Here is a 12,995-nt window from a genome sequence, read left to right as displayed (position 1 = left end):
ATAAGAGACAGGTCATACCGGTCACTCTACGGAAGACCACCGACATTCCACCGGCATCCGCACGCCCATGAATCACCTGTGGACAACCTGGTCAAGGAGCATTTTTGTGGAGAACTTCTCTGACAGGCGCTAGCGCCCGGGGCCGACGGCTATCGCGTCACTTCTTCGAGCTCGCGTGCAAGTCTCCGATGTGGCCCGGCGCGGTGACGTCCAGGACGCGCTGGACGAACGCACCGTACTCATCCATGTAGTGCCGGAGAAAGTCCCTGGTGCCCGCATCGGTAATTTCGCCGTCGCCCGTGAAGACCGTCGGATCGAACTTGATGTACGCCTCCGGGGAGTTCAACTGGGGGGCATCGAGGAAGCTCAGCACGCTGCGCATGTTCGACTGCATGACGGCGGTGCCGATATTACCCACGGAGGCGCCGATGATTCCGGTGGGCTTCCGCGCGAAGGAGTTGGTCCCCCAGGGCCGCGAACCCCAGTCGATGGCATTCTTCAGGGCCCCCGGTATCGACCGGTTGTATTCGGGCGAAACGATCAGGATCCCGTCGGAGCCTTCGATGGCAGCTTTGAGGGCGCGCCCCTCCGGTGGATAGTCGGCGTCGAAGTCCTGGCTGTAGAGGGGAAGGTCCCGGATGGGGATTTCCGTGAAGTGCAGGTTCTCCGGGGCGAGCCGGATCAGCGCCCGGGAGAGCGTGCGATTGATGGAGGTGGAGGACAGGCTTCCGACGAAGTAGCCGATCGTGTGTGACGTCATTTCCGTGTTCTTTCCGGAGCGCCCGAACGGCCACGTCAAACGACTGTCCCCGGCATCTCCTGTGTGATGAGCCGACTCCTCCGTCCTATCACACAGTCGTGATCAGCCACACAGTCCGGATCAGCGGGTCATGCTCCGCGGCGGCACCGTGAAGCTGTCCCCGCCGTACTTCTCGTTGGCGACGCTCATGACATCCGGCCACATCCGGTGCCGGGCGGTCGCGGCCTGGCCGCTGTCGAAGTACGTCGTCCGCTGGTCCTGGCCGTCGCCGGACACGTTCACAACCCCGACGACGGTGGCGACCTTCGTGCTGGCCCCGCTCATCCAGGTGTCCTTGTTGTCGTCGGTGGTGCCGGTCTTGCCGATCATCGGCACCCGGGGCGTGGTGGCTCGGTAGGAGGCCGCCGCCGTTCCGCTCGTCATGACCCGTTGCATCGCATAACTCATCCCCGCGGCGACGTCCGTGCTGACGGACTGGGTGCAGTTCGACGTCGGCGCGGGAATCTCCGTACCGTCCGGCCCGGTGATCCTGTCGATCAGGATCGGCGTGCACGTCACGCCGTCGTTTGCGATCCCGGCATAGGCGGCCGCCATGGTGAGGGGCGCGATCTCGTTTGTTCCGAGCACGGATGCCGCGCCCTGCTCGAGCGCATTCCCGTCGGCACGGTGCACGCCGAATGCTTCGGCCGTCTTGCGAATGCCGCACAGGTCGAGTTCCTTGGCCATACCGATGAAACCCGTGTTGATCGACTGGATGGTCGACTGCAACGCCGAACTGTACGAGCCGTTCTCCGACGAGGAATCGTTCTTCGGGTTGAATGCCGCCCCGTAGCTTTGCGGCCCGTTGCAACTGTCCTCGAACGTCCCCCAGTTCGACCGGGGCCGGGAACTCACGGACTCGGAGAGGGAATGACCTTCGTTGAGCCACTCGGCAAGGGTGAAGACCTTGTACGTCGACCCGGTCTGGAACCCGTTGGAGCCGCCCTGGCCGAGGTCGGTGTTGTAGTTGATGCCGCTGAAGTTGTCTCCGGTCGCCTGCACGGCAGGATCCTGGCTGTAGTCCTTGTTCTGGGCCATGTCGAGCACTCGCCCGGTTCCGACCTCCACACTCGTGATGACCCCGCCGACGTCCCAGCCCGGATACGTCGCAGGCACGTTCGACTTCATTGTGGTCTCGGCGGCGGACTGCAGATCGAGGTCTAGGGTCGTGTAGACGTTGTACCCGCCGAGTCGCACGTTGGCCAGCCGTGTCTCGGCATCCGCCCCGAATGCCGGGTCGTTGCGAAGCGTTTGCATGACGAGGTCGCAGAAGTAGGCGCTGCCGCCTGCTGTCTGGCACCCGGTGCTCGGCTCGGTGATGGTCGGTTCGATCGGGGCGTTGATCGCTGCATCGTGATCTGCCTGGCTGATCTTGCCGTGCTCGAGCATCGCATCGAGGATGTAATCGCGCCTGTCCTTGTTGTCAGCATAACCGTTGGCCACACCGTTTGTCGCGCTGTCCGGCTTGTCGAGCTGGAATTTGACCGGGTTGTTGACGATCGCGACGAGGCTCGCGGCCTGCGGCAACGTGAGGTTGGCCGCCGTGGTGTTGAAGTAGTAGCTCGCCGCGGCCTCGATTCCGTAGACGGAGCCGCCGAAGCCCGTGATGTTCAGGTACTGGCGCAGGATTTCGTCCTTGGAGTACTTCTTCTCGAGGCCGATGGCGAGGCTCATCTCCTTGAGCTTCCGGTCGGGGCTCGCCTCGGTGGCCGTGTTGTAGCAGTCCGCGCGTTCCGTCTCGTCGGTGAGCGCTTCGCACTTCTGCACGAGCACGTTCTTCACGTACTGCTGGGTGATCGAGGAGCCGCCCCTGGCTGTGCCGGTGAAGACGGTCGAGACGATGCCGGTCACGGTGCCCCAGATGTCGACGCCCCCGTGGTCGTAGAAGCCCGGATCCTCTCCCGAGGTCGCGGCATCCTTCACGAACGGGCTGATCGCGTCGAAGGCGACCTCGACGCGGTTCTGGTCGTAGAACGACGCGAGGAGGTAGGGGGTTCCCGCGCTCGTGGTCGCATAGAGGTTGCTCTTCTGCGACAGCCGGCCGATCTCGAGGTCGTCGGGCAGGTTCACGGCGATGACGGTCACGACGGTCGCGATGACGGCCACGACGACACCCATTGCGATCAGGACGATGGAACGACGGCGGAGTCGACGGCCCTTCTTCCTGCTGGGCGGCGAAATTGTCATGGTACGACTATGGCTTTCATTTCTGGACGAGTGGTACGAAGAAGGCGGATGCCGCCGGACCCGCGGGTCCACCGGCATCCGCCTTGGAGTGGCTGCTAGGCGTCGACGACGACGGAGGTGATCACCGGGATGCGGCGGTACTTACGCTGCATCCACCGTGTCACACTCTGGGTGAAGATCTCTTCGAGCTCGGGCCCGTCGACGATCTTGACCTTGTTCGCCGCGCGGAGAGCGTCGTCGATGGACTTCGTCGCGCCCTGGATCCAGGCGTTGTCCTGCACGAAGCCGCGGGCGATGAACTCGACCGGTTCGACGAGCGCGCCGGTGCGGGTGTCGAGGATGCCGAGGATCGTGACCGCGCCGTCGTTGGAGAGCTGCACGCGGTCGGCGAGGGCCTCTTCGGAGGCGACACCGCCGACGGTCATGCCATCGACGAGGACGATCTCGGCCGGAACGCGGCCGACGATCTTGGCGACGCCGTCGACGAGGTCGACGACCACGCCGTCTTCGACGACGAGCACCTGCGCCTCGGGGACACCCGTGCGGATCGCGAGCTCGGCGTTGGCCTTGAGGTGGCGCCATTCGCCGTGGATCGGCATGACGTTCTTGGGCTTGACGAGGTTGTAGCAGTAGACGAGCTCGCCGGCGCTCGCGTGGCCGGAGACGTGCACCTTGGCGTTGCCCTTGTGCACGACATTGGCGCCCCAGCGGGTGAGGCCGTTGATGACCCGGTAGATCGAGTTCTCGTTGCCGGGAATGAGCGAGCTCGCGAGGAGGACGGTGTCGCCCTCGCCGATCTTGATCGTGTGTTCGCGGTTCGCCATCCGGGAGAGGGCTGCCATCGGCTCGCCCTGCGACCCGGTGCAGATCATCGTGACCTGGCTGTCCTTCATCCGCTCGAGCGCCTTGACGTCGACGATGAGGCCCTTCGGCACGTGCAGGAAGCCGAGTTTCTCCGCGATGGCCATGTTGCGCACCATCGAGCGGCCGACGAAGGCGACCTTGCGGTTGTGCCTGGCCGACGCGTCGATGACCTGCTGGATGCGGTGCACGTGGCTCGCGAAGCTCGACACGATGATACGGCGCGGCGCGGTGCGGAACACCGAGTCGATGGCCGGGCGGATGTCTTCCTCGGTCATCGTGAAGCCGGGAACCTCGGCGTTGGTCGAGTCCGTCATGAAGAGGTCGACGCCCTCTTCACCGAGACGGGCGAAGCCGGGGAGGTCGGTGAGGCGGTTGTCGAGCGGGAACTGGTCCATCTTGAAGTCACCGGTCGCGAGCACGAGGCCGGCTTCGGTGCGAATGGCGACGGCGAGTCCGTCGGGGATGGAGTGGTTCACCGCGAGGAATTCGAGGTCGAACGGGCCGAAGCTGCGACGCTGGCCTTCCTTGACCTGCTGGAGCTTGGGGGTGATCCGGTGTTCTTCGAGCTTGGCGCTCACGAAGGCGAGGGTGAGCTCGCTGCCGACGACGGGGATGTCCGCGCGCTCGCGGAGGAGGTACGGAACGCCGCCGATGTGGTCCTCGTGGCCGTGGGTCAGCACCACGGCGACGACGTCCTGCATCCGGCTGCGGATGTAGGAGAAGTCGGGCAGGATCACGTTGACGCCGGGCTGGGTCTCCTCGGGGAACAGCACCCCGCAGTCCACGATGAGCAGCTTGCCCTTGTGTTCGAAGACGGTCATGTTGCGACCGATCTCGCCGAGGCCGCCGAGGGGGACGATGCGCAGTCCCCGCTTGATGAGGGACGGCGGGCTGTTCAGGTCGAGTTCGTGCTTAGTCAATTAAATAAACTCATTTCTTGGCGAAACCGCGCACAGGGCAACCGGTCTCATAGCCGGCGCCGGGTCTATCCGGCAGCCGTGGTGACGGGGTTATGCAAATCAGAAGGTGATGCGCGCGTCAGGTCGCGAGGCCGTGAGCCTCATTCGACTGGGCGAAGCCGTGGAAAGCCATCCGGGTGTGTGGAACCGCAGAGCGTGAAAGCGCAGCTGTGGATGGCCGTTGAATCGCGCTGTCAACTCCCAATTCTACCGCATGCGGGCCGCCAGCTCCCCCGGCGGTTCTCCCGCCGTCCCCAGCCGACTCGGAGACTTCGCTAATAGCCTGCGATTATGCCTTCTTCTTCCCCCCTGTACGACGCCCCGCTCACCCTCATCGACGGCACGGAGACGACATTCGCCGACTACCGCGGCAAGACCGTTCTCGTGGTCAATGTCGCATCCAAGTGCGGCTTCACGCCCCAGTACGCGGGCCTCGAGGACCTCTACGAGCGCTTCAAGGACGACGGCCTCGTCGTCCTCGGCCTGCCGTGCAACCAATTCATGGGCCAGGAGCCCGGGGAGTCCGCCGACATCGAGGCGTTCTGCCAGCTGAACTACGGTGTCACCTTCCCGATGACCGAGAAGGTGGATGTCCGGGGCAAGCACCAGCATCCGCTCTACGCCCAGCTCACCAGGTTCAAGTCCGGCCTGCTGCCCGGCCTCGTCAAGTGGAATTTCGAGAAGTTCCTCGTGAACGCAGAGGGCCAGATCGTGGACCGCTTCGCCTCGACCGTCGAACCCGAGTCACCAGAGCTCGTCGGCGCGATCGAGAAGACGCTCGCCTCCGCCGCCGCCTGACCCGGGTTCAGTAGCTCGAGGTGCAGACGCAGAGCTCGTTGCCCTCGACATCGGCGAGCACCCACCACTCGGGGGCGTGCTCGTCGGTGAGCAGCGTGCCGCCGGCCTCGACGATCGCGCTGACGCGTTCCTCGGCGTCGTCACCCGGCACGTAGACGTCCAGATGGATACGATTCCGGTCGGTGCGGGCAATCTCCATGTGCTGGAACCAGACCCTCGGCCCATGACCCCGCGGGTCGACGAGTTCCACGTCGCCGTCGCCGTCGGCCGGCAGCTCGACATAACCGAGGCCGACGCGCCAGAACGGCCGGATCGAGTCGGCGTCCGTGCAGTCGATCGCTACGTCGTACCGGGCGGGCGTCACGGCCCTGCCTTCCGCACCGAGCTCATTCGCGAGCGCCTGGATCTGCAGGGCGAGCCGGAGGTCGCGTTCGGTCACGCCGCCGAGATCATGCGAGCGGAGCCGGAAGGCGACCGTCCCGTAGCCGAGTTCGACGTCGGGATGGTGGCCTGCGGCATCCGCCGCCTCGGCGACGCGGTCGAGGAAGCGCACCGCAGAGGCGAAATCGCTCGTGCGGTAGCTCGCGTGCAACGCTCCATCGAGGTGTACGAACGGGCCGCCCTCGAGCACGGGGCCGGTCTGCACGGGACTCTGGATCGAACCGGTTGCGCTCATGTACCTCACTCTGCTCCGGCGCCCGCCGGCGGTCAAGAGAATGAGGCCTGCGAAAGCCGGCGGGAAGCGCGGCGGACCGCCGCGGTGACCCTCCCGACGCGTCCTTCACGGATGCGCCCTCGCGGGGCGTAACACTAATCACTTTGCCCTATTCTGCGGGCCTCCTGCGTGCTAATCTCATGCGTTATGCACAGTCTGGACAGGGTCGACCTCCAACTCCTCCGCGCCCTCTGCGTAGAGCCGCGCAGCACCTTCGTGGCCCTCGCCCAGCGGCTGGGATTGTCCAGGAACACCGTGCAGGCGCGGATGGCACGGCTCGAAGAATCCAACGCGTTCCTGGCCTTCGATCGCCGGATCAATCCGATCGCCCTCGGCCACCCCCTGACGGCGTTCATCCAGGTGCACCTGCAGCAGAAGAGGCTCAGCCAGATCGTCGCAGAACTCAACCAGATCCCCGAGATCGTTCAGGCCCACGGAATGAGCGGGTCGACGGACCTGCTCGTCCTCGTCGTGTGCACGGATGCCGACGACCTGTTCCGCATCGACGGCACGATCCTTGCGTGCGAGGGCGTCGATCGCACGGAGACCTCGCTCGCCATGGGCGAGCTGATCCCGTACCGGATCACCCCGTTGCTCGACCGGGTGACCCGGGAGCGCGGCCCGGCGAACCGCGCCGACGTCGATATCGACGACGAGGCCTGAGTCCGACGGAACGACCGCCCAGCACCGCGCAGTGTCCACAATCTATTTGATAAATTCATCATATAGGTATATAAAGAAGTAATGATGTTTAGTGGCGTAGACCCCCGGTGAGCGTCACCAGACTGACCTCCCTCATCCGTCGCAGCGGGCGGATCGCAGAGCAGGCCCCGCAGGCCCCCGCCCTGTTCCCCGGCGCCGGGATCTTCGGCGGCAGCATCCAGGTGCGCTTCATCAATGCCGGCGGCTGCAACGACTGCGCCCAGGAAGTCGCCAGTGCCTTCGGCCCTGTCTACGACGTCGAGCGCTACGGCGTGCGGCTCGTCGCCTCGCCTCGTCATGCTGACGTGCTGCTGATCTGCGGTTCGGTGACCAGGAACATGATCGAACCGCTTCGGCGCACGGTCGTCGCGACCCCCACCCCCCGTTTCGTCGTCGCCGTCGGCGACTGCGCGATCACGGGCGGCGTCTTCGCCGACGGCTACGGTGTCGCCGGCCCGGTGTCCGACTTCGTGCACGTCGACCTCGTTGTCCCCGGTACTCCGCCGGAACCTGCCGCCATCGTCGAAGCCCTCCGACGGATGACCGGGCGATGAACGCCGTCCAGTCCGGCCTCGTCGTCCAGGCCCTGCTCGCGCTCGCCGCCGTTGCGACCGGCCTGCTCAGTCCCGTCTCGTGGCGGTCCCGCGCGACCGGCGCGCTCTGCGCCCTCCTCGGCCTCGCCGGCATCGTCACCGGGGCCGCAGCGCTCGGCGGGGCGAACGGCACCCTGACCATCCCGCTCGCTCTCCCGATCGATCCCCTCGTGCTCTCCCCCGACCGGCTCGGCGGCCTCTTCATGATCGTCGTCTCCGCGGTCGGCGCCCTCGTCTCCCTCTTCGGGATCGGCTCGGCCCGCGGCGCGGAGGCCTCACGCACTTCCTGGGCGGCCATGGCCGTCTTCCTCGGCGGCATGCAGCTCGTTCCCGCCGCGACCGACGTCGTGTCCTTCCTGCTCCTCTGGGAGATCATGACCCTCGGCTCCACCGTGCTCCTCCTCGCCGACCACGCGAGCCGGAGCACCGTCTACTCCGCCGCGATCTGGTACTCGGCGATGTCCCAGCTGAGCTTCTTCTTCGTGCTCGCCGGCTTCGGCGTGCTCGTGGCCGCCACCGGCGGTACCGGCTTCCAGACGCTCGCGACCGTGCCGGCCGATTCCTGGCCGGCGAACCTAGCGTTCGTCCTCCTCCTGCTCGGCTTCGGCGGCAAGGCGGAGCTCGTCCCGCTGCACGTCTGGGTTCCCCGGGTGCTGCCAGAGGCGCCGAGCCACGTCGCCGCGGCGATGAGCGGCGCAATGGTCAAGATCGGCGTCTACGGCGCGCTCCTCGTCTGCGTGCGCCTGCTGCCCTCCGGCCCGCCGTGGTGGGGCGTGCTCATCCTCGTGCTCGGCGGTGTGTCCGCCGTGTACGGCATCCTGCAGGCCTCCGTCGCGAGCGACCTCAAGGTGCTGCTGGCCTACTCGACCACAGAGAACATGGGGCTCGTCTTCCTCGGCCTCGGGGCATCCGTGTTGCTGCGCAGTTACAACGCGACGGCCGCCGCCGACGCCGCCCTCGTCGCGGCCCTTCTACTCATGGTGAGCCACGCCGCCTTCAAGACGACCCTCTTCCTCGGTGCCGGCGCCGTCGCGCACGCGACCGGCGAGCTCAACCTCGACCGCCTCGGCGGCCTGGGCAAACGGATGCCGTGGACGGCAGGCACGTTCGGCCTCGCCAGTCTCGGCGCGGCATCGCTCCCGATCACGAGCGGCTTCGTCGCCGAGTGGATGCTGCTGCAGGCGCTGATCCACGGTGCCCGGCTCGACGGTGAGGTCGTCTCCGTCGCCGCGTCGATCGCGATGCCGCTCGCCGTCGCCGTGCTCGCCCTCACCGCGGGACTCGCACTGCTGACCTTCGTCAAGGCATACGGCATCGCATTCCTGGCCCGGCCGCGCTCCCGGAAGGCGAGCATCGCCCGCGAGGTGCCCTGGGTGATGCGCGTCCCCCTCGTGCTCGGCGCCCTCGCCGTCGTCGGCCTCGGGCTCATGCCCGGCCCGCTCGCCGCGGCCATCGCCGCGGCCGTCGGCCCCGTCATCGTTCCCGACGTGCACACCGTCGGCCTCGCCGGCGTCAGCCTCTCCGGAATCGACGCCGTGCTCGACCCTGGCACCCTCGTCATCCTCGCGGGACTCGTCCTCGTGCCGATCCTCGTCATCGTCGCCCTCGGCGCCCGGCGCCACCCCACCCGGGTGGACCCGCTGCCCTGGGCCGGTGGCGGCTCGAGGCTCCGGCCCCGGATGCAGTACACCGCGACCTCATACGCCGAACCACTCGTGCGGGTCTTCGACGACGTGCTGCGTCCGTCGCGCGACGTCGAGGTCACCCATGTCGGCGAGTCCAGGTACCTCGTCGAGAAGGTGCACGTCGAACAGACCGTCTCCGACGTGATCGAGACCCGGCTCTACCGGCCGGTCCTGAACGCGGCCCAACGCTTCGGCCTCGCCGCCCGGCGCGCACAGGACGGCAGCATCCACCGCTACCTCGGCTATTCGTTCGCCGCCCTGCTCGTCGTGCTGATCGCGGTGTCGCTGTGATGCGCGTGGGCACGGGCGCTGCGGCGCACGCGGTCGAGCTGACCTGGGCCGGCATCGGGGCCCCCATCCTGATGGCCGTGCTGCAACTCGCGCTCTTCGTCTTCCTGGCCCCGCTGCTGATCGGCGTGATCCGCCAGGTGCGCGCCCGGCTCGAGGGCCGCGCGGGAGCCGGAATCTGGCAGCCCTGGCGCGACGTGCGGAAGCTCCTCGCCAAGGAGCCTGTGCACGCGGCGGACTCGAGCTGGATGCTGTCGGTCGGCCCGATCGTGCTGCTCGTCTCGAGCCTGCTGCTCTGCGTGCTGCTCCCCCTCGTCGGCACCCTCGCGCTTCCTCTCATCCCGAGCGACCTCTTCGTGATCGTCTCTGTCATGCTGATCGGCGTCGTCGCGCTCGCCCTCGTCGGGCTCGACGGCGGCACCGCATTCGGCGGGATGGGCTCGAGCAGGCACATGACGGTCGCCGCCCTCGTCGAGCCGACCCTGCTGCTCTCGATCTACGCCCTCTCGATCCCGGCGGGCAGTTCGACGCTGTCGCTGATCGTGCAGACCCGGCTCCAGACGCCCGCCGTGATCATCTCCCCCGTGAGCCTGCTCGCGATGGTCGCCCTCGCGATCGCGATCATGGCCGAGACGAGCCGGCTGCCCATCGACAACCCCTCGACGCACCTCGAACTCACGATGCTGCACGAGGCCATGGTGCTCGAAAGCTCCGGGCGCGACCTGGCCTGGCTCGAACTGGGCTCCTGGCTCAAGCTCGCCGCCCTGCTCGGCCTGCTCGGCAACCTCATCGTGCCGTGGGGCGTCCTCACCGACTTCACCGTACCCGGTCTCCTCCTCGGCGCCGTCGCAGTCGCCGCCAAGGTGCTCGCCCTGGGCACCGCGCTGAGCGTCGGCGAGGTCTTCCTCGCCAAGGCGCGCCTGTTCAGCGTGCCCGAGCTGCTCGCGGGGTCGTTCGCCCTCGCCCTGCTCGCCGTCACCGCCTCCTACCTGGTCGCTTAGGAGCATCCGTGTTCGAAACCACCTACCCGCAACTCATCGGCCTCTGCACCGGCACGCTGCTGCTCACGAGCGCGCTGATGGTCTGGCGGCACTCGATGCTCGCCTCGATCCGCCTGCTCGCCGTACAGGGCCTCGCCCTGGCCGCGCTCGTCGCCGTGATCGGCGTGCAGAAGGGCGAGCTCGAGGTCATCCTCGTCGCCGTGCTCGTGCTGCTCGTCAAGGGCCTCGGCCTGCCGTGGGTGCTCGCCCACGAGTCGAAGGCGACGACCCGAACGGATGAGGCCCCGCGCCTGAACCCGACGGCCTCGCTCCTGACCGTGGCCCTGCTCACGATCCTCGCCTATGTGGTCTCCAGCCGGGTGCTGGCCAGGGACACGAGCGTGTCCGCGCACGCCGCGCCGATCGGGCTCGCCATGGTGCTGATCGGCTTCCTGCTGCTCGTCACCCGGAGGCAGGCGCGGTCGCAGCTGATCGGCTTCCTCGTGCTCGACAACGGCATCGCGACCGTCGCCTTCCTGACGAGCGGCGGCGTCCCGCTCGTGCTCGAGCTCGGCATCTCCCTCGACGTGCTCCTCGTCGTGATGATCCTCTACGTCTTCGCGGGGCGGATGCACAACAAGTTCGGCAATACGGACATCGACCAGCTGAGAAAGTTGCATGACTGATGGCCCCGTACCTGTCCTTCGCACTCTGGACCCCGCTCGCCCTCCCGGTGCTGTTCGCGCTCCTGAGCCTCACGGTGCCGTCCCCGCGGCTGCGCCGGCTCGGTCCGATCGCCTCGAGCCTGGCCGTGCTCGCCTCCGGGGTGATCCTCGTCGTCGCCGTGCTGCACGACCAGGTGCCGACTCTCGGCGGCGTGCTCCGCGCCGACGCCCTCTCGGCCTACCTGCTCACGGTCGTCGGAGCCATCGGCCTCGTCTCGACCTGGGGCGGACTCGGCGGCGGCGGCCACTCCCAGACTCCCGCGCGCTGGGCGGGCTCCTACGACGGCCTGATCTCGGTGTTCCTCGCCGCCATGTCACTCGCCGTCGTCGCTGACAACATCGGCCTGATGTGGGCCTCGATCGAGGCGACGACGATCACCACCGCGTTCCTGGTCGGCGCGCACCGCACCGGCAAGTCCCTCGAGGCCTCCTGGAAGTACGTGATCCTCGGCTCCGTCGGCGTCGCGATCGCCCTGCTCGGCATCCTGCTGATCTACGCAGCCTCCCGGGCCACCGGCGAGGCGACGCTGTCCTGGCTCGTGCTCAGCCAGCCGGGCCTGCCCCTCGACCCCGCACTCGTCCGTGCCGGCGGCGCCCTCGCTGTGCTCGGCTTCGCGACCAAGGCCGGCCTCGCACCGATGCACAGCTGGTTGCCGGATGCCCACAGCCAGGCGCCCGCGCCGGTGTCCGGCCTGATGAGCGGCGTGCTGCTTGCGGTCGCCCTGTACGCGATCCTGCGGGTGCAGACCATCACGGACGCCGTGATCGGCCCGGACTTCCTCCGGGCGATGCTGAGCGTGGCCGGCCTGCTCTCCCTGTTCGTCGCCGCCGCCCTGCTCATCCGCCAGCGCGACTTCAAGCGGATGCTCGCATACTCGAGCATCGAGCACATGGGCCTGATGGCGATCGGCGCCGCGGTCGGCGCCGCCGCCCTGCCGGCCGTGCTGCTCTACATGCTCGGCCACGGACTCGTGAAGGCGACGCTCTTCGTCGTCTCCGGCCGGATCCTCGAGGTCGAGGGCACACCGACGATCGCCAACGTCCGGGCGCTGCTCGTGCGCCGCCCGGGGCTGGCGATCCCGTGGCTCGTCGCGATGGCGGCGCTCGTCGGATTTCCCCCCTTCAGCATCTTCTTCTCCGAGGTGGGCATCATCCTCGCCGGCTGGTCCGCAGGCATGGGCGTCGTCGTCGGCATCGCCCTCGTCCTCCTGCTCGTGATCTTCGCGAGCCTCACCCGGCTCACCGTCGCGCTCACCATCGGTTCCCCGCACGACGCCCTCGACCACAACCCGCCGATCCTGCCGGAGCAGGTGACCCCGCGCGCGACCGCGCCGGGGGACGAATCGGACGCGGACCGCGAAGCCACGGTCCTGTCCCGCCGCGAGGCGGAGGCAGGGATCGACGGTGCCGGAGTCGTGAACGGTGTCGCTCACGTCGCTGACGGCGGGAACGGTCCTGAACCGTTCCCGATGACCTCCAACATCCGCGTGGCCGCTCCGTTCCCCGACACCGTCGCCGTGACCGTCGTCGACGTCGTCGTCGCGCCGGACCGCTCGACCCACGGCCCGCTGCTCCCCCTCGTGCTCGCCCTCGCCACCTGCGCCGTCGTTCCCTTCATCGCGAACCCGGTCGGCGTGCTGCTCGTGCGCGCCGCCGCCGTACTGGGAGGAGCCCACTGATGACCAACCGCGACACGCCTG

General features: G+C 67.7%; 11 protein-coding genes. 7 read left to right on the top strand and 4 right to left on the bottom strand.

Annotation, left to right across the window (positions count from 1 at the left end; all coding sequences use genetic code 11):
- Positions 1-157: 157 nt before the first annotated feature.
- From QN357_RS13770 to QN357_RS13760, 3 genes are all read right to left on the bottom strand, one after another.
- Positions 158-760 (bottom strand): NADPH-dependent FMN reductase, encoded by a 603-nt coding sequence (locus QN357_RS13770; RefSeq protein WP_134449613.1) that lies wholly within the window; start codon positions 758-760, stop codon positions 158-160.
- Positions 761-880: 120 nt separating this feature from the next.
- Positions 881-2,986, bottom strand: coding sequence for a transglycosylase domain-containing protein (locus QN357_RS13765; RefSeq protein ID WP_323505028.1), 2,106 nt, complete (start codon positions 2,984-2,986; stop codon positions 881-883).
- A gap of 95 nt (positions 2,987-3,081) precedes the next feature.
- Positions 3,082-4,770, bottom strand: a complete 1,689-nt coding sequence (locus tag QN357_RS13760; RefSeq protein ID WP_277612950.1) for a ribonuclease J — start codon at positions 4,768-4,770, stop codon at positions 3,082-3,084.
- Positions 4,771-5,100: 330 nt separating this feature from the next.
- Here QN357_RS13760 and QN357_RS13755 point away from each other — a divergent pair, with 330 nt between their 5' ends.
- Positions 5,101-5,607, top strand: a complete 507-nt coding sequence (locus tag QN357_RS13755; protein ID WP_323505027.1) for a glutathione peroxidase — start codon at positions 5,101-5,103, stop codon at positions 5,605-5,607.
- 7 nt (positions 5,608-5,614) lie between these two features.
- Here the strand turns inward: QN357_RS13755 and QN357_RS13750 are convergent, their stop codons facing one another.
- Positions 5,615-6,283 (bottom strand): VOC family protein, encoded by a 669-nt coding sequence (locus tag QN357_RS13750; protein WP_323505026.1) that lies wholly within the window; start codon positions 6,281-6,283, stop codon positions 5,615-5,617.
- 186 nt (positions 6,284-6,469) lie between these two features.
- On the opposite strand from QN357_RS13750, the gene QN357_RS13745 reads away from it, so the two are divergent.
- The 6 genes from QN357_RS13745 to QN357_RS13720 all read left to right on the top strand — a co-directional run bounded on the left by QN357_RS13745 (position 6,470) and on the right by QN357_RS13720 (position 12,974).
- Complete coding sequence (locus QN357_RS13745; protein WP_134449609.1) at positions 6,470-6,985, top strand: Lrp/AsnC family transcriptional regulator; 516 nt, start codon at positions 6,470-6,472, stop codon at positions 6,983-6,985.
- A gap of 107 nt (positions 6,986-7,092) precedes the next feature.
- Entirely contained in the window at positions 7,093-7,578 is a 486-nt protein-coding gene (locus QN357_RS13740; RefSeq protein WP_134561020.1) for an NADH-quinone oxidoreductase subunit B family protein, read from the top strand.
- A complete protein-coding gene (locus QN357_RS13735) occupies positions 7,575-9,593 on the top strand; it encodes a proton-conducting transporter membrane subunit (protein WP_134558602.1) in 2,019 nt (672 codons plus the stop codon). The genes QN357_RS13740 and QN357_RS13735 overlap by 4 nt, the downstream gene beginning before the upstream one ends.
- Positions 9,593-10,591: a respiratory chain complex I subunit 1 family protein gene (locus tag QN357_RS13730; RefSeq protein ID WP_134449606.1), complete on the top strand. Its 999-nt coding sequence runs from the start codon at positions 9,593-9,595 to the stop codon at positions 10,589-10,591. The genes QN357_RS13735 and QN357_RS13730 overlap by 1 nt, the downstream gene beginning before the upstream one ends.
- Positions 10,592-10,599: 8 nt before the next feature.
- Positions 10,600-11,256, top strand: a complete 657-nt coding sequence (locus QN357_RS13725; protein ID WP_134449605.1) for a hypothetical protein — start codon at positions 10,600-10,602, stop codon at positions 11,254-11,256.
- Positions 11,256-12,974 (top strand): proton-conducting transporter membrane subunit, encoded by a 1,719-nt coding sequence (locus QN357_RS13720; protein WP_323505025.1) that lies wholly within the window; start codon positions 11,256-11,258, stop codon positions 12,972-12,974. The genes QN357_RS13725 and QN357_RS13720 overlap by 1 nt, the downstream gene beginning before the upstream one ends.
- The last annotated feature ends 21 nt before the right edge of the window (positions 12,975-12,995 follow it).

Origin of the sequence: Cryobacterium sp. RTC2.1 (assembly GCF_035018685.1) — a bacterium.
GTDB lineage: Bacteria > Actinomycetota > Actinomycetes > Actinomycetales > Microbacteriaceae > Cryobacterium > Cryobacterium glucosi.
This window is presented reverse-complemented; position numbering and strand designations above follow the sequence as displayed.

Bases quoted from the DNA above. Each gene is read 5' to 3' on its own strand.
- QN357_RS13750 (WP_323505026.1), bottom strand. From the start codon at position 6,283: ATGAGCGCAACCGGTTCGATCCAGAGTCCCGTGCAGACCGGCCCCGTG.
- QN357_RS13770 (WP_134449613.1), bottom strand. From the start codon at position 760: ATGACGTCACACACGATCGGCTACTTCGTCGGAAGCCTGTCCTCCACC.
- QN357_RS13735 (WP_134558602.1), top strand. From the start codon at position 7,575: ATGAACGCCGTCCAGTCCGGCCTCGTCGTCCAGGCCCTGCTCGCGCTC.
- QN357_RS13765 (WP_323505028.1), bottom strand. From the start codon at position 2,986: ATGACAATTTCGCCGCCCAGCAGGAAGAAGGGCCGTCGACTCCGCCGT.
- QN357_RS13720 (WP_323505025.1), top strand. From the start codon at position 11,256: ATGGCCCCGTACCTGTCCTTCGCACTCTGGACCCCGCTCGCCCTCCCG.
- QN357_RS13730 (WP_134449606.1), top strand. From the start codon at position 9,593: ATGCGCGTGGGCACGGGCGCTGCGGCGCACGCGGTCGAGCTGACCTGG.
- QN357_RS13755 (WP_323505027.1), top strand. From the start codon at position 5,101: ATGCCTTCTTCTTCCCCCCTGTACGACGCCCCGCTCACCCTCATCGAC.
- QN357_RS13745 (WP_134449609.1), top strand. From the start codon at position 6,470: ATGCACAGTCTGGACAGGGTCGACCTCCAACTCCTCCGCGCCCTCTGC.